The 16451-nt window shown below is 37.0% G+C and carries 15 protein-coding genes; 2 read left to right on the forward strand and 13 right to left on the reverse strand.

Going from position 1 to position 16451, the window contains the following annotated elements; all coding sequences use genetic code 11:
• Positions 1-15: 15 nt before the first annotated feature.
• Positions 16-2844 carry a TonB-dependent receptor gene (locus C1721_RS10270; RefSeq protein ID WP_102408256.1) on the reverse strand — a complete coding sequence of 943 codons (2829 nt, stop codon included), beginning with the start codon at positions 2842-2844 and terminating at the stop codon, positions 16-18.
• A gap of 215 nt (positions 2845-3059) precedes the next feature.
• Between C1721_RS10270 and C1721_RS10275 the strand changes: the two genes are divergently transcribed.
• Positions 3060-3536, forward strand: a complete 477-nt coding sequence (locus C1721_RS10275) for a toxin-antitoxin system YwqK family antitoxin (protein WP_102408257.1) — start codon at positions 3060-3062, stop codon at positions 3534-3536.
• Between the two features lie 26 nt (positions 3537-3562).
• Here C1721_RS10275 and C1721_RS10280 read toward each other — a convergent pair whose 3' ends face one another.
• From C1721_RS10280 to C1721_RS10330, 11 genes are all read right to left on the reverse strand, one after another.
• Positions 3563-3994 (reverse strand): RNA-binding S4 domain-containing protein, encoded by a 432-nt coding sequence (locus C1721_RS10280; RefSeq protein ID WP_102408258.1) that lies wholly within the window; start codon positions 3992-3994, stop codon positions 3563-3565.
• Positions 3995-3998: 4 nt separating this feature from the next.
• Positions 3999-4562: an aminoacyl-tRNA hydrolase gene (gene pth / locus C1721_RS10285; protein WP_102408259.1), complete on the reverse strand. Its 564-nt coding sequence runs from the start codon at positions 4560-4562 to the stop codon at positions 3999-4001.
• A gap of 104 nt (positions 4563-4666) precedes the next feature.
• Entirely contained in the window at positions 4667-5257 is a 591-nt protein-coding gene (locus C1721_RS10290; protein ID WP_102408260.1) for a 50S ribosomal protein L25/general stress protein Ctc, read from the reverse strand.
• Between the two features lie 118 nt (positions 5258-5375).
• Positions 5376-6176 carry an SDR family NAD(P)-dependent oxidoreductase gene (locus tag C1721_RS10295; protein ID WP_102408261.1) on the reverse strand — a complete coding sequence of 267 codons (801 nt, stop codon included), beginning with the start codon at positions 6174-6176 and terminating at the stop codon, positions 5376-5378.
• Positions 6176-7399: an NADH:flavin oxidoreductase gene (locus tag C1721_RS10300; RefSeq protein WP_102408262.1), complete on the reverse strand. Its 1224-nt coding sequence runs from the start codon at positions 7397-7399 to the stop codon at positions 6176-6178. Before C1721_RS10300 ends, C1721_RS10295 begins: the two co-directional genes overlap by 1 nt.
• Before the next feature lie 17 nt (positions 7400-7416).
• The gene (locus C1721_RS10305; RefSeq protein WP_102409405.1) at positions 7417-8145 is read right to left on the reverse strand and encodes a response regulator transcription factor; all 729 of its coding nucleotides are present in this window, start codon (positions 8143-8145) and stop codon (positions 7417-7419) included.
• 11 nt (positions 8146-8156) lie between these two features.
• Positions 8157-8450 (reverse strand): PG0541 family transporter-associated protein, encoded by a 294-nt coding sequence (locus C1721_RS10310; RefSeq protein WP_102408263.1) that lies wholly within the window; start codon positions 8448-8450, stop codon positions 8157-8159.
• 87 nt (positions 8451-8537) lie between these two features.
• Positions 8538-11657, reverse strand: coding sequence for an efflux RND transporter permease subunit (locus C1721_RS10315; RefSeq protein WP_102408264.1), 3120 nt, complete (start codon positions 11655-11657; stop codon positions 8538-8540).
• Positions 11658-11668: 11 nt separating this feature from the next.
• Positions 11669-12688, reverse strand: a complete 1020-nt coding sequence (locus C1721_RS10320) for an efflux RND transporter periplasmic adaptor subunit (RefSeq protein ID WP_102408265.1) — start codon at positions 12686-12688, stop codon at positions 11669-11671.
• Positions 12689-12719: 31 nt separating this feature from the next.
• The gene (locus C1721_RS10325) at positions 12720-14096 is read right to left on the reverse strand and encodes a TolC family protein (RefSeq protein ID WP_102408266.1); all 1377 of its coding nucleotides are present in this window, start codon (positions 14094-14096) and stop codon (positions 12720-12722) included.
• Entirely contained in the window at positions 14077-14706 is a 630-nt protein-coding gene (locus tag C1721_RS10330) for a TetR/AcrR family transcriptional regulator (RefSeq protein ID WP_102408267.1), read from the reverse strand. The genes C1721_RS10325 and C1721_RS10330 overlap by 20 nt, the downstream gene beginning before the upstream one ends.
• A 152-nt stretch (positions 14707-14858) precedes the next feature.
• Between C1721_RS10330 and C1721_RS10335 the strand changes: the two genes are divergently transcribed.
• On the forward strand, positions 14859-15854 hold the full coding sequence (locus tag C1721_RS10335) for a helix-turn-helix domain-containing protein (RefSeq protein WP_234347412.1): 996 nt from the start codon (positions 14859-14861) through the stop codon (positions 15852-15854).
• A 10-nt stretch (positions 15855-15864) separates the two neighbouring features.
• On the opposite strand, the gene C1721_RS10340 is transcribed toward C1721_RS10335, so the two are convergent.
• Positions 15865-16386 (reverse strand): HdeD family acid-resistance protein, encoded by a 522-nt coding sequence (locus C1721_RS10340; protein ID WP_102408268.1) that lies wholly within the window; start codon positions 16384-16386, stop codon positions 15865-15867.
• Positions 16387-16451 lie beyond the last annotated feature (65 nt).

The raw sequence follows: 16451 nt of genomic DNA on the forward strand, positions 1-16451 counted from the left end.
TTTTATTTTGTGGTATTACAAGTTGTAACTTAGAGTAAGGAAGAAGTTCCTGCCTGGTTTGTATTGTTTTGTAATTTGTTCACGCTCCTGAAGTGTATTGTTGGAATCGTAGAACTTAGGATACTGGATGAATGTCACTTTTTCTCCCAGCAGATTACGAACACTGGCTTTCACTTCCCATCGTTTGGCAAACTTCTTGCTGAAGTTCAGGTCGATGGTGTTGCGTGCCAGCTCGTAAGTATCAGGAAAATCGTTGTTCACAGAACCACCTTCCGTCATGTCGGCGTTTCCCACTTCCATGATACGTTTTCCAATACGGTTGTACAAGGCGCTGGCGTTGATTCCGTAGCGATCATTTTGGTAGAAGAAACCTGTATTAATAAGGTAAGGCGACTGTCCTTGCATGGGACGGTTTTTATCCTGGCTTCCTTTTTCAAAATGAACTTTACTATTGATATATGCCCCGTTGAAGTTCCAACTGAAATCTTTCAGGCCAATGAAGTCCAGATTTTTCTTTATCTCAACTTCTACACCATAATTGTCGGCACTTTTGGCATTGACATAGGTATAAGTATAGCTTCCTCCGTTATCGATATAAGTCCATTCGATAGGGTTATCGAAACGTTTATAGAACAGAGCTACCGATACCACTTCATTAGGTGTGGGATAATACTCGTATCTTAGGTCTACGTTCTGGATATAAGCCGGTTTCAGGTTTGAGTTACCCATTACGCTACTGAACAGATCGAAGTCGTAATAAACAGAACTGGACATTTCGCGAAATTCCGGACGATTTGCCGACAAACCGTAAGCCAGACGTAACTGATTCTGTTCGTTGAATTTGTAGCTGGTGTTCAATGATGGAAACAAATGGTTAGTCGGATAATTATACTTTTTGCTTTTCCAGTCTTTAATAGTTGTGTAACTGGTTAATTGCATCCGGTTATATTCATAACGTATGCCGGCATAGATATCTAACTTCTCCACAGGAATATTTATTCCGAGGTAACCGGCTGCCAGAATATTATTTCCTTTGTAACTGTCACGATTATCGGTATCTTCATAGACATATAGCTTGTCGGCTCCGAAATATTGAGGGGTCAGGATTTCATTTACAATATCCATATACTCGAAACCGGAAGGTACATTTTGTATATTCCAGCGGTAAAAGAAAGCCCGGTTGTTATATGTACGATTACGATATTCGGCATAAGCACCAACTTTCAGAGCAGGGTGGAGGTTGCCAATGTTAAAATCATACTGGTAATTGAGCGCTGCCGAACCGATGTTTTCGTCTAAACGATAAAAGAAACGTTTCATTTCGTTTTGATCAATGTGCATTTCTCCTTCGTGTGAATCTCCGACGAAACCGTTTTCTTCACGGTTGATGATACGTCGGTCCGGCTGGTTCTTGTTGGCATAGGCATAACCAATGCTCCAGTCTAATTTGGAATTATCCCGATTGTGCGTACCGGTGAACTGTCCATTGTATGTAGTACGGCTACTATAGAAATATTCCTGTTGCTCCTGGATATATTCTCCGCTATTGAAGAGGATACCGTTACGGGTGGTATAGCGGCTTTGCCCAAGTTGGTTTACTATGTTTTTAAGTTCATATTTATCTTGGTCGTTTGGCATGAAAGTCAGATTGACCATCCCTCCCAGACGAATATCGTTACTATATACATTATCTGTATATTTGTTTTTGTAATCCGATTGATCCTTCACTACATCATACAGGCTGTAACGGGCATTCAGCATATCCAATTGGCTTTTGTAAGCATTTGTATAATTTACAGCAGCGATAACGGCAAGACGTTTCCCATTATCCAGATCGAATTTGTGGCTAAGTGAAGCATTCAGGCGCAGGTCGGCAACCGGAGTCTTGGTTTTGATAGCCCAATTGTTGTTGAATCCGTTATGAGTAATTTGATCGACGGCTGTTTTGTCGCTATTGTCTAAGCGGCTGGTATAAGAGCCTTCCATTTTACGCATGCCATTGTCGAAACCTAAAAAGTCTGTTCCACTACCCGGACTGTACATGAAATCACGGAAATGAGCCTGGTCATTTATACTTCCTCCTACTGAGAAAGAGAAACTGTTGTGATCCGGAACATCCTTTGTTTTTATTTTGATGAAACCACCGGAGAAATCGGCCGGAAGTTCTGGTGCAGGACTTTTTACTACAATTATATTATCCATTTGAGAGCTTGGTATAATATCGAAGGAGAACGCACGTGAATCCGCTTCGGAACTCGGTACGGCACCGTTGTTAATCCATACATTATTATACCGTTGTGCTAATCCGCGAACCATAACGAACTTGCCGTCAATGATAGAGATACCCGGAATGCGGCGGATTACTTCGGAGGCATCCCTGTCCTGTGTTCGTATGATTTGCTGGGCGGAGATACCGGATTGTACCAACAGACTGGCTTTGTTTGCTTTCAGTATTGCAAGGTCTGTATTTTGTCTCATTTGAGCTACCACAACAACACCTTCAAGAGCAAGGCTTGCCTCTGTCATTTCTGCGTTCACTACTGTTTTTTGCCCTTTGCTTACAGTAACATTGTTTAATTCGATAGGAGTATAGGATATATATTTGATGTTAATTTTATATAGGCCGGGTTTTATATTGGGAATAGTAAAATTTCCGTCTAAATCGGTTACGGCCCCTATTGTAGTTCCTTCTAATTGTATGGTTGCACCCATTAAAGGTTCTTTGCTTGTTTTGTCGGTTATGTTACCTGTAATAGAACCTTCATTGTTATCAGCTAATCCTGGAAGTGTGGAGAGTAGTAATAAGAATAAAAAGAAACAAGTCTTTTTGTAGATATTTTTCATACGCTTTCTTTATATAAATTCTGCCGCAAAGATGAAGTGGAAATATTACGAGGTCGCGACAGTGGTCAGACGAATTTTTTACAATTTTATTTCAAAAGAATGACAACTGTTTTTGTATGGTTAAATTGAAGAATGACATATGTTTGTCATTAGTTTACAATCGTTTTGAAATGTCAGGAAGGTATTTTTGCACAAATCAATTCAGCAATATAATTATGATAAAAAGAAAACTTCTTGTTGCATTGTTTTTAATAATGTCTGCTACGTACTGCTTTGCTCAAGATTTAGTATTAAGTGAAGGCCAGTATTATACGGACGAGTCATTAACGAGTCTTTATACAGGTCGCTATACCGAGTTTTATGATGACGGCATGTTAAAGATGGAGCTGTATTTACAGGATGGACGTCCGGAAGGAACTTATGTTATATACTATCCGGATGGAAAAACCGCAGAAGTGCGAGCTTATTATAAAGGACAGTTTCATGGAGAATGGCGTACTTATAATGAACAAGGTGATCTGGTAGCGTTGGCTACGTACCATGACGGACAAAAAGATGGGGCATGGCGTATCTGGAATGATAAGGGTGTCTTAAGATTTGAAATGTTCTATACCAAGGGTAAGAAGAGCGGTATTTGGAGAACCTGGGATGATGAGGGTAATTTATTATCGGAAGAAAAACAAGGGAATTAAGATTGGATATATTACAATTGAATTCCCTAATCTTTATCTTCGTTTCCAAAATCAAATTCAAAATCAAAGCCGTCATCAAGAAAGTCAGGATCAGTGAATTGTTCTAATTCTCGCCGATCTTTTTTGGTTGGACGTCCTAATCCTTTTGCGCGATTAACAAAACCGGAGATTCGGTTCATTTCTAATATCTCATATTGATCCGGGGTAGTTACATTTTCCATAAAACCTGGAACTAATTTAGCTCCCATACGATTTTCCGTTAAAGCCAGTACTTTGAATGAATAAGTGACAGGAGGCTTACGAACTTGAATAATATCTCCTACTTTAATCATACGAGATGGCTTTACATTAACACCACTAACCATTATTCTGTTTTTCTTACAGGCTTCGGCAGCTATTGTGCGAGTTTTAAAAATGCGGGTAGCCCACATCCATTTGTCTATGCGAACTTCGTCCATGTTTTTATTTATTATTGAATTGGTTCATTGTGTTTTGTATACCTGCCAGACAGAAACTCTTTATTATTTCAGATGCTTGTTCCAACTTCTTTGGCATGATTTCTAATTCTTCCGGAGGAAATTTTCCAAGAACATAGTCTATTTGTTTACCACGTGGAAAATCATTACCTATACCGAAACGAAGTCTGCAATATTCTTGTGTATTTAATATTTGGGCTATGTTTTTTAATCCATTATGTCCGGCATCACTTCCTTTAGGTTTTAGACGCAGAGTTCCAAATGGTAGTGCAATATCATCTACTATGATTAATAGGTTTTCTACAGGAATGTTTTCTTTTTGCAACCAATAACGTACTGCATTTCCGCTAAGGTTCATAAATGTATTAGGTTTCAATACAATCAATTCACAGTTCTTTATCCGTATACGGGCTATAGCTCCATAACGTTCTTCCGTAAAGTATGCACCTGCATCTTCTGCAAGTTTGTTTACTACGCGAAAGCCTATGTTATGACGCGTTCCCCAATATTCGGGACCTATATTTCCCAATCCGGTTATTAGATATTTCATTGTATTTTTTATAAAAACAGGGGAGACTATTCTCGCGAATAAAGCTCCCCCTTAATTAACCAAAACCTTAACTATGAAAATATTTTTTCTAATATATAGAAATCTTATTTACCAGCAGTTGCCTGAGCACCACGAGCGGCACGAGTCAACTGAACAGCGCAAACAACTGCATTTTTAGCATTCATCAGTTCAAGACCTTCAAAGTGTAAAGAACCAACTTGCATTGTTTTACCAAGACCTAAGTGGTCTACGTTGATTGTTAGTTTTTCAGGGATTTGAGAGTAAAGAGCTTTTACTTTCAATTTTCTCATCTGAAGAGTCAATTTACCACCGGCTTTAACACCTTCTGCATGACCTTCCAAAGCAACAGGTACTTCTATTACTACTGGTTTGTTTTCATTAACTTCCAAAAAGTCAATATGCATAATTGCGTCAGTTACCGGTTGGAATTGTAAATCTTTTACGATGACTTTTGTAACTTTGCCATCTATAGTCAAATCTACAACGAAAATTTCCGGGGTATATATTAAACCACGTACGGCATCTTTGCTTACACTTAAATGTGTTACTTTTTCACCACCATATAATACAGCAGGAATCTCGTTATTTTTACGAAGAGCTTTTAACGCTCTTTTCTGGTCTGCAGATGTAACTGCAATTTCTCTAGTTTTTCCTTCTAATTGAAATGTTTTCATTTTCTTTTTAATTTGTGTTACTCAAAATTAGATGTTTATGCTTTCTAATTTCCCATCACACGTACGGGGGTTAAAAGCGGGGCAAAGATACTGTTTTAATTTTATTTGGCAAATGTTTCTAGTCGCTTTTTTTTATTATTGGCAATAGTCCGCTTTTTCTCATGATCCATCTAATAAATCCTGCCGGCAATAATAATATGAGAGGTAAAAATAATTTATTTAATAGTCCGGGCATAAGTGTGGCACGACGATGAAATAAAGCGTTAATGCCTTTATGCGCAAGCTTCTCCGGCCTCATCATAATGCCAAGATTTATAGCTAACTTTTTTAGATGGTCACTTAGATTGTAAAGATTCGTGCAGACAGCTCCCGGACAAAGAACAGTTATAGATACATTGTAATCATATAATTCAGATCTGAGGGCACGTGAAAAGTTTTTCAAATACCTTTTGGTAGAAGCATAAAGTGCAATTCCCGGAAAAGGAAGCCAGGCAGACATTGATGACATATTCAATATGTATCCGTATTGGCGTTTCTTCATTTCTTTCCCGAAATAATAGCAAAGTTGGGTAGGGGTGATGATGTGTAAATAAAGCATTTTTTCTGTTATGCTTTCTTTTTCTTCTACAACCTCTTTAAAATAAAACATACCAGCATTGTTGATAAGTACATCTATTTGTATAGATTTTTTACAACAGATATTATATAGTTTTTCAGCGGCTCTGGGAATCGCTAAATCCTGATATAATGGTACGACTTTTATATGGTATTTTTCTTCAAGAAGAGTTCCTTTTTCCTGAATGGCAATATTCTCGTTACTAACGATAACTAAGTTATAATTACGCAAAGCCAGTTCTTCTGCATAAGCATATCCTATTCCAGAACTGGCCCCGGTTATTAATGCCCATTTATTATCCATTACTTGTTTTCTAGTTGTTCTATTTCTTTAATAAGCTTTTCAGGAAGATTTTGTACATGTTTATGACAAGCCATTTCTATTGAATACATACGGCCAATACAGTAATTGCTGTGTCCGCAATCACAACGGGCGTGTTTGTCTTCTTTCATATGGTTGACAAATGCCGGATCGTTGATCAAAGCACGAGCCATACTGACAAATTCAAAACCATAGTCTAAGACTTCATCTATTTTTTTTCTGGAGATTAATCCTCCTACATACACTAACGGTAAATTTAATGCTTTTCTGAATTTTAAGGCATCTTCTAAGAAATAAGCTTCCTTGAATGGAACGGAAGGTATCATAAAATGTCCACCTATTTTTACGCCAAGAGGCAACCAACCTGTCGGCATGTAATAGGTGAGTGTTTTAAGAGGCATAGCTCCACGCATTACATACATAGGAGCTTTGCTAACAAAGCCACCACTTAGAATTAAAGCATGCGCTCCACATTCATTTTGTAATGTACGGGCTACATCTAGAGATTCTTCTATTTCCATACCTCCGTTAAATCCATCTCGCATATTTATTTTTACGAGAACTGCTGTGTCGGAACCGGCAGCTTTCATAACCTCGTCCATGCACATTTTCATAAAACGCATACGGTTCTCAAGACTTCCTCCATATTCATCTTTACGATGGTTTGTATATGGCGACAAAAATTGGCTGATAAGATAACCATGTCCTGCATGAATTTCTACTGCGTCCATTCCTGCTTCTTTTGCAAGGCGAACAGCCTCTCCGTAAGCTTTTGCAATAGCGGCGATTTCGGATTGCTTCATTCCTCTGACAATCGTAGGAGAATATATATTAAATCCACTGGAAGCAGAAATCGGAGTACATCCGCAAATACTTTTATGAGACATGTTCCCGCAATGTCCCATTTGTATGGATGCAGCCGCCCCTTCTTTGTGGATTGCGTCTGTTATGCGACGTAATCCCGGAATAATTTCCGGTCTTAACCATAATTGCCGTTCAAATGACAGTCCGCTTTGTGTTACGGCGGCATAAGCTAATGTTGTCATGCCAATACCTCCGGCTGCTACTGATTTATGGTAGTTATACAAAAGCTCTGAAGGGGCGTTTCCGGGTGCCATGCTTTCAAAAGCGGCAGCACGGATGGTACGGTTTCTCAATGTGAGAGGTCCTATTTTGCCTGATGTAAATAATATAGATTCTTCCATCTTTATAAAATAAACGATTATCCTTCCGGCTGGGTGATTAATTTGTATCCTTTACCATGTATGTTTACAATACTGATAGTTGGATCGTCTGCTAACAAACGACGTATTTTAGTGATATATACATCCATGCTTCGAGCATTAAAATAGCTGTCGTTTTTCCATATAATTTTTAAAATATGATTACGGTCTATTAGTCTGTTCGCGTTTTGACAGAAAAACAGAAGCATTTCGAATTCTTTTGTAGTAAGCTTTGTCTGCTTTTTTCCAATAGATAAAATCTGCTTTTGTGTATCAAAAAGGAACTGACCGAATTTATAGTAGCGAATTTTTTTTACTTTTAGGTCTTGTGTTCGCCTTAATATGGCATATAATCTGGCTTTTAGTTCATCAAGACTAAAAGGTTTGCGAACAAAATCATCGGCGCCGGAATGATAGGCTTCTACAATTTCTTCTTTTGTAGAATATTTTCCTATAAAAATAATGGAAATTTCAGAATTAAGAGTTTTTAATCCTATAGCTAATTTAAATCCGTCATTATTAGTTGTTTGTAGATCAATAATACAAGCTGTGTAATCTGTTATACGACATAATTTATAGGCTTGATCAATATTGTGACATATATTGGACTCGTAATTATCATGTTCTAAATTTTCTTTCAACATGCGTCCTAAATTACTGTCTTGATTAAAGATAAGCAACTTGCATGGATTATTTGCTGTAGAAAAAGTATCAGCTGAAGTTTCCATAATACTGTTATCTAAATTGTTTTCTCTATATTCCAAACAAAGGCACGCAATCCCTGTGCTTCTGTTTGTTTATCTATTTGATGTAACAAATCAAGGAAATGTTCTACTTTATTATCTTCAACCATAGTTAAAATTGCAGAATTGAGAGTTGGCCACGCATGATTACCATAGTGAGGATCTCCGGTCTTACTGCCTCTCCCTTGCACAGTATCCCAATATGTGAACCCTCTGATGTTATTTCTGTCCATTACGTTGATAATCATTTCGTAATATGCTTGATTGAATGATATAAATATTGCTTTCATCTATTATCTGTTTATTTTAATGTATAGCAATAAACAACCATAAAGATATTAAAAATATATTATATAGGTTGTTTATTGCGATTTTAACTAAATGTGTTGAAACATTCGGGCTAATTTTTTATGTCTGCGACGTACTCCGTTTGCTGCGAAAACACAATAAACTACCGGTACAATAACCAGGGTAATTAATGTGGAAACGGATAGTCCCCAAGCAACGGTCATACCCATTGAACGCCACATCTCAGAACCTTCACCGGTGCCGATAGCCATTGGAACCATACCTAATACAGTAGTTAACGTTGTCATCAATACAGGTCGAAGACGGGATTTCCCGGCAGTGACGACCGATGTAATAATACTCATTCCGCGTTCTCGACATAATATGGTATAATCGATCAAAACAATACCGTTTTTTACAACAATACCCATTAACATAATGACTCCGATTAAAGCCATAACTCCTAATGGTGTTTGTGTAATGGACAGCCCAAGTATGATACCTGTAAATGCAAATGGAATTGAAAACATGATTACAAATGGATCAGTCAACGATTCAAATTGTGCAGCCATTACAATAAATACCAGAATGATAATAAGTACCATTAAAATGCCTAAATCGGTGAATGTATCTTGTTGATCTTCAAAAGTACCGCCTAATTGCCAGCTGATATCAGACGGAATATCCATTTTAGACAATTCATTTTTGGCAGCGGCTACAAGATCACTTAACGCAGCACCTTTTCCTACTACGGCAGAAACGGTAATGACGCGTTCCCGGTTTTTACGCTCAATTGTAGGAGGTGTCAGACGTTCTACGATATTTCCTAAATCCCGGATACGTATTCCTTTGCCTTCGTTGTTGTAAATTATGATGTTTCCCAGATCTTCTATGGATTCCCGGAATTCAGGAGCATAACGTATTTTTATATCGTATTCGTCTCCGTCTTCACGATATTTGGATGCGGTAGAACCATTAATCCGGTTTCGCAAATACATAGATGCCGTGGTTACGTTTAACCCGTTGATCGCTAATTTCTCCCGGTCAAAATCAATTTGATATTCAGGAATGTAGTCTTTACGGCTAATGTTTACCTGAGAACATCCTTTTATGTTCTTCATGCGATTGGCTATCTCTGCTGCTACAGCGTCCGTTTGATCGAAATTATATCCATAAATTTCGATATCCACGGCATTTTGCCCTCCCATAGAGCCTTGCTGCCCTCCGGCAATTACTTCGAATTCTTTAATTTCGCTGTATTGCGCTAAATCTTTACGCATTAGTTCGCATATTTCAGTCAAGCCTCTTTCACGGTCACCTACACTTTTTAGATTGATATTAAATGCTATAATGTGAGTACCGTTGTCGCTTAACTGGGCGAATGTATTATCCGTATCAGCTTGTCCTTCCGTAAAATTGCAGACTAAAATTTCAGGATATTTTTTCCGGAATTCTTTGTCTAATTTCAATGCCAACTCACGCGAAATATTTTGTCGTGTGCCGATAGGTAATTCAACGGTGATGCCAATTCTCGCATTATCCTGAGTCGGAAAAAATTCCGTTTTGATCGTTGGGACAAGAAGCATACTTCCTGCAAAGATTAATATCGCTCCGGTAATAACCGTTTTACGATGTCTTACAGCCCAACTTAAAAAACGTGCGTAATTAATGTCTAAAATATTTAGCGCTTTTTCAATGGGAGTAAAGAACATTCTGTACAATTTCCCTTTTTGTGCATTTAAACGCAATAACTGAGAACATAACATCGGAGTTAATGTTAATGCTCCAACGGTAGATACAATCATAATAATACTTACAATCCACCCTAATTGCTTAAATAAAATACCAGCCATTCCTGTAACCATTGTTAATGGCAGGAATACGGCTAACATTGTTAATGTGGAAGCAACTACGGAAATTGCTACTTCATTGGTTGCATGTACTGCTGCTTGCTTGGGCTGGCTGCCTCGCTCAATATGAGTGGTGATATTTTCCAATACTACAATTGCATCATCTACTACCATACCAATCGCAATGGATAATGAGCTTAGGGAAATAATATTTAATGTATTACCGGAAGCTAATAAATATGCGAATGAAGCAATCAGGGAAATCGGAATAGTTAGTATAATAATGAATGTAGCTCTCCAGCGACCTAAAAAGATAAACACGACCAGCATTACGATAATAAAAGTGATCATGATAGTTTCTTTTAAACTATCTATCGTGTTTAAGATGTTTGTAGAAGTATCCATGATAACTCCTAACTTTACATCAGAAGGAAGACTTTCCTGTATTTCCTGTAATTTTTGATGTACCTTTTTGGCAATATTTACAGAATTGGCACCGGATTGCTTTTGTATGACAATCATTCCGCCCTTTGTCCCGTTATTGAAAGTTTCTTGTGCACGTTCTTCTACGCTATCTTCTACGCGGGCTACATCTTTTAAATAGACGTTCTTACCATTTTTACTGCCAATTACCAAATCTAGCATTTGCTTGGCATCCGTAAATTCTCCTTGTACACGTAAAGAATAGGTGTTTGAACCAATATCTATACTTCCTCCGGGTGTATTTCTGTTTTCTTGCGCAATAATGGAAGATATACCTTCGATGGTTTGTCCATATGCCTCTAATTTATAGGGGTCGCAGTACACTTGTAATTCCCGTATGGGAGCTCCGGAAATGGATACGGCACCTACTCCGCTGATTCGAGCGAGCGGATTGGAAACCTTGTCATCCAATATCTTATAGAGGGCATTTGTGCTCTCGTTTGCTGTTACCGAAAGGATGATGATAGGAATATCTTCTGTCCCGAATTTAAAAATAATCGGATTTTCCACATCATCTGGAAGACTGGATTCTACGATGTCCAATTTATCTCGTACATCATTTGTTGCCACATCTATATCTGTCCCGTAATTAAATTCCAATGTAACTATTGAGATGTTTTCTCTGGATTGTGAAGTGATATGTTTTAAGTCACTTACGCTGTTTAGTACATTTTCCAAGGGTTTTGTTACATTCATTTCTATATCAGAAGCACTGGCTCCCGGATAGGCCGTCATAACCATGATGGTATTAGTCTCTATTTCCGGCAACAAGTCTACGGATAATCTACTTAAAGAAAAAAGTCCCAGAATTACGACTGCCACGAAAATAAGGGCCGTCGTAATTGGCTTTTTTACTGCTGTTCCATATAAGCTCATATTCTGTACTCTTACTTATCTATTTTAACTTCCATTCCGTTGGTTAATCTGCTCTGACCTGTTATAACTACCAGGTCACCATCCGTAACACCCGAAATGATTTCATATTTATCTCCCATGCGACGGCCAAGTTCTACTTTTTGATAAGAAACCTTTCCGTCTTTATAAACATATATGTAGCGGTCTCCTGCTCCTGATTGCTTCACGATTGCAAGGTCTGGGGCTACAACATGTTCCATTGTCCCGAAATTAATTGTTACGCGTGCAAACATCCCCGGACGTACCCGTTCATCATTATTCGCAATCTTTATTTCAACAGGAAATGTCCGGGTGGATGGATCAATCGTCGGATACACTAAACTGATTTTCCCTTTAAATATTTCATCCCCGTAAACGTCCAGTTTAATATCTACATCATTCCCTTTTTTTACTTTGGTAAAAAAGCTTTCTGAAACATTTACCAGTAATTTTACAGGACGGATTTCTTCTACGATATATATGGGCTCCGTTGCATTATACATATCTCCGGAATCATAATTCCGGGCTGTTATAACTCCGGTGATAGGACTGAGTAGCCGGGTGTTTTCTTGTAAATTCTTGTATGTTTCACGTGCTACTTCTAATGATGTTTTTTGTGCATCCCATGCCGATTTGGAAGCACCCCCAACTTTGTATAGTTCATCAATACGATTGAATTCCAGTTCCTGATTATCCAATTGGATTTTTGTTTGTTTTAAATTGGTGGCATCCATAGTTACAAGTAGTTGCCCGGCCTTTACATGATCACCTACTTCTGCGTATAGTTTTTCTATGCGGAATGGCGTTTGTGGGGCAATACGGTTTATCGTATTAGCCTCTACTGTGGCGGTGAACTCGTTTAATTGCTCAACGTCTTGCTTAAATACTTTTTCTATTTTTACTTTAACTTTCTCATCAATAGTTCCTGTTGCTTCACTTTTTTCTCCGGAACATGATATCAACATAGCCAATGCCATTATTGGCACATAGAGCTGTATTTTATTAGTATTCATATTTCAACTTGTTTTGTTTTTACATTTTAATTTAATAAGACTGTTGACCTAAAACTTTTTCGAGTTCGGATTTTGCAATTATGTAATTGTAGATAGCCTGATTGAAATTTAATTTAGCTTGAGTCATTGCTAATTCGGAATCGTTCATCTCCAATAAAGTGCCGGCTCCTGTATCGTAACGTTTCTGAGCTATTATGTACCCGCGTTCTGCCTGTTCTACTCCTTTTTGAGCAGCATCAAATTGTTTTATGCAGGTATTCATGTTATCCATATATTGTTTTATTGCAAGCTGGAGATTACGTTCGGTATCTTCTCGCTGTAATTTTAGTTGGTCTATGGAAACTTGAGTTTGTTTCACTTTGTAGTGTCTATTACCTCCTGTAAATAATGGTATAGATAATGTTACACCTATCATGGAATATGGATTCCATTGATAATCTTTAAATTTGAAATCATTATTCATCGCATTCCATTGATAAAGCCCGGTCATGGAAAGTGTTGGTAAGAAGTCAAATTTTTGCATTGTTAATGTTTTCTCCAATTGTTTATTTTGCAGATCAATTAATCGTAAATTAGTATTGTTTATTAAAGATGTATCTGTTGATAAAAAGTCACTGAACAATTCCGATTCGTAATCAATTAATTGCCCTTCACATTTAATGTTTATTTCCAAATCCATGCCAAGTAGGGCTTTTAACTGCCATTTGGCAAGTGTTAATGAGTTTAAGGCCTGGAGCATATTGGGCTCACTGTTCTTTACTGTAACATTGGCACGTATAAGGTCATATTCAGCAACAGTTCCTTGTTCAAACTTCTGTTTTATATCCAGATAGTTAGCCATCGCATTATCATAGCTTTCTTTAAAAACCTGATATGAATCATTGGCAAGTAACACTGCATAGTAAGCTTTTTTTACTTGATTAACCATATCTATTTTGGAAGAGCGGGCTTGTTCTATCGCTAATTCTACATCAACAGCTGAAATGCTTAAACTCTTCCATAAAGAAGCATTAACCAATGGCATGGATGCATTGAAGCCTGTACTCCAATTATTGTCACGACCAACTTCAATGCCATCTTTCATTCCTCCGACGTTTTCCATACCTGGAATTTGAGTTTCCCCTAAATCCATATCCATATACATCACCTGTTTTTTTAGAGTGCGGTTGTAATCGGCAGAAAAACTTATTTGCGGAAATAAAGAAGCATACGAACCTTTTTGGGCGTATTTCTTCTTTTGAATTTCTTGATTTGCTACTTTTATTGTTGGATTTTCACTCAATGCAATTTCTAATGCTTGTTTCATGTCCAGCCTTAGTGTGTCTTGCGAATAAGCTGAACTGTTAATAGATAGCAGCGTGACTAGTGCTACATAGGCTATCTTTTTTCTAATCAATAATCGTCTCATCTTTTTGCTTGGCTTTATAGGCTTGCTTCAATGCAAACCTGTTTAAAATAATTCGTCCTTTCTCTGTACTGATACCTCTCAAAAATGTTAATAATATTGTGCTGTAAACCTCCGTTATAGAATATTTTTCAAAAATCCTGGAAGGACGGAGCATTTTTGCTTGTTCTTTGGCTAGTAAAGCAACGATTCCATAGTTGATATTGGATAAAAACACTCCTTCTTTTGTTCCTCGTTCAAATAACGAAAGGCATTTTTTTGAAATAGCTTCTTTATTTATTTCTGTAAGTTTTAAAGCCCTAGGATATTTTTTTAAATCTTCATAAAATCTTTTACTATACCATCTTGGACTTTTTAAAAGCTCTTCGTAAAATAGAAGTATAACATCCAATACTGTATAGGGTTCTTTTTCCAATTGTTCTAAAAAAAGCTTTAAACGGTTGTTGTTAATTATTATCCCTTCAACCAATAGCATTTCTTTATCTTTAAAGGATTCATAAATGGTCCGTTTTGAAATACCCATTTTATGGGCAATATCATCCATACTTACACTTTTTACTCCATATTGTGAAAAGAGATCAAAAGCTGTAATCAAAATTTGATCTTTCAGCATCTTGTTTTTTAAATGATTTTTGATTGATATGATTTGTAAGTTTATGGGGGCAAAGATGTCCTATATATAGAAAACCGGAAAGGTTTATTCTGTTACATGATTGGTCGAAAACGAAACTTTGAATTGAACTTTGGTTAGAAAATCTATATTTAATGTGTGAATTGGTTAAAAACGAAACAAAAATAGTTTCTTCTCAAAAAATACTTATCTTTGCCAACAGAGTTAAATTCTATTTATCGAATATGGAAAATCTTCCTCTTATTGAAATTGCAGAGTTGAATGAGTCTATTGTAGACTGTGATAGTTTCCAAAATGATTTCTCTATAGCTGATGTGGATGGTAAAGATTCTACAATTTGCGAAAATGCAAATCCAGAGTATTCCACACCAATGCGTTTAAATGCTTTATTGATGGTATTGGTAACAAATGGTTCGGCTAAAATAAATATAGATTATATTCCTTATACAATAAAAACGAATAGTTTTATTACTATAATGCCTACGCATACCATCCAGCTTATTACTGTAAGTAAGGATTTTAAAGCGCGTATTCTAGTTGCTTCACGAGCCTTTTTAGAGGAGTGTAATCCAAATAAGAAAGGTGCTTCGATGGTGCATTATATGCAGATTCGTAAGAATCCGTGTTCTGAATTGCTGCCGGAAGAAGCCAGGCATCTGGAGGATTATATTCAATATGTAAGAGAGAAAACAAAATTACGGACTCACTTATTTCAGAAGGAAGTTATTCAAAATGCACTGATAGGTTTCTTTCTGGAACTGGCTAATATATTTATTGGTAAGAAGGAACATGTAACCCCGCCGGTATTGTCTAGAAAAGAAGAATTATTTGAGCAATTTCTTCAATTATTATTTGAGCATTGTAAAGAACAGCATGTAGTAACATTCTATGCGGAAAAGCTTTTTATAACCCCTCAATATTTATCGTTGATATTAAAAGAGCTGACAGGTAAATCTGCGAATAAGTGGATTGATGACGCACTTATTATAGAGGCCAAAATGCTTCTTAAAGCTCCTCAAGCGACTGTTCAGCAAGTTGCCGATACTTTGCATTTCTCCGATCAGTCTACATTTGGTAAGTTCTTCAAGAAGCACATGGGTATTTCCCCGATGGAATACCGGAAGTCTTGATTTTATCTTTTTAATCTTTACGGCGGAATTTATACCAATTTATCAGTTCAAAAGCTCCGTAGAAAATACTTGCAATACCAAAAATTACAAATGTATTAGCCGCCGCTCCGAACGGATAAGCCAAAATCATTATACCTGTAAGAAGGATTAATACAGGCATAATATAAAATCCCCAAGGTATAAAAGTCCATTTACGGGCGGCAATAAGCGACACTAATTGTTGTACTCCGGCAATTACCAATAATGCACCTAATATATACATTAATATATTGACAAAAAAGGCAGGCATAATAACCAGCCATGCGCCAAATAAAATACTTCCCGCACCTTCAAGGGGAAACATCGGAGCTAACTCTCCTTCTTTTGTGTCACGCGTAAAATAGGCCAGCAGTGAAATAATTCCCGGTATAATAAAAAATATACCGATGGTAATAACCAAATATGTGACGGCTGCTTCCGGCCATAGTACCAATACAAATCCTAAAATCATTGCGAAAGCACTGCGTAATAGTGCATTATTAATTTTTTTCATATTACAATAGTTGTTTTTAATATGTCCTTTTATATATAACAACAAATATACGGTATTTTCTTACA

The organism is Parabacteroides bouchesdurhonensis, from assembly GCF_900186615.1.
Lineage (GTDB): Bacteria > Bacteroidota > Bacteroidia > Bacteroidales > Tannerellaceae > Parabacteroides > Parabacteroides bouchesdurhonensis.

What these genes read in the sequence shown, in the direction of transcription:
- C1721_RS10310 (WP_102408263.1), bottom strand. Translation starts at nt 8,450, where the DNA reads ATGAAAGCAATATTTATATCATTCAATCAAGCATATTACGAAATGATT.
- C1721_RS10340 (WP_102408268.1), bottom strand. Translation starts at nt 16,386, where the DNA reads ATGAAAAAAATTAATAATGCACTATTACGCAGTGCTTTCGCAATGATT.
- C1721_RS10290 (WP_102408260.1), bottom strand. Translation starts at nt 5,257, where the DNA reads ATGAAAACATTTCAATTAGAAGGAAAAACTAGAGAAATTGCAGTTACA.
- C1721_RS10330 (WP_102408267.1), bottom strand. Translation starts at nt 14,706, where the DNA reads ATGCTGAAAGATCAAATTTTGATTACAGCTTTTGATCTCTTTTCACAA.
- C1721_RS10270 (WP_102408256.1), bottom strand. Translation starts at nt 2,844, where the DNA reads ATGAAAAATATCTACAAAAAGACTTGTTTCTTTTTATTCTTATTACTA.
- C1721_RS10280 (WP_102408258.1), bottom strand. Translation starts at nt 3,994, where the DNA reads ATGGACGAAGTTCGCATAGACAAATGGATGTGGGCTACCCGCATTTTT.
- C1721_RS10300 (WP_102408262.1), bottom strand. Translation starts at nt 7,399, where the DNA reads ATGGAAGAATCTATATTATTTACATCAGGCAAAATAGGACCTCTCACA.
- pth (WP_102408259.1), bottom strand. Translation starts at nt 4,562, where the DNA reads ATGAAATATCTAATAACCGGATTGGGAAATATAGGTCCCGAATATTGG.
- C1721_RS10335 (WP_234347412.1), top strand. Translation starts at nt 14,859, where the DNA reads ATGTGTGAATTGGTTAAAAACGAAACAAAAATAGTTTCTTCTCAAAAA.
- C1721_RS10315 (WP_102408264.1), bottom strand. Translation starts at nt 11,657, where the DNA reads ATGAGCTTATATGGAACAGCAGTAAAAAAGCCAATTACGACGGCCCTT.
- C1721_RS10320 (WP_102408265.1), bottom strand. Translation starts at nt 12,688, where the DNA reads ATGAATACTAATAAAATACAGCTCTATGTGCCAATAATGGCATTGGCT.
- C1721_RS10325 (WP_102408266.1), bottom strand. Translation starts at nt 14,096, where the DNA reads ATGAGACGATTATTGATTAGAAAAAAGATAGCCTATGTAGCACTAGTC.
- C1721_RS10275 (WP_102408257.1), top strand. Translation starts at nt 3,060, where the DNA reads ATGATAAAAAGAAAACTTCTTGTTGCATTGTTTTTAATAATGTCTGCT.
- C1721_RS10305 (WP_102409405.1), bottom strand. Translation starts at nt 8,145, where the DNA reads ATGGAAACTTCAGCTGATACTTTTTCTACAGCAAATAATCCATGCAAG.
- C1721_RS10295 (WP_102408261.1), bottom strand. Translation starts at nt 6,176, where the DNA reads ATGGATAATAAATGGGCATTAATAACCGGGGCCAGTTCTGGAATAGGA.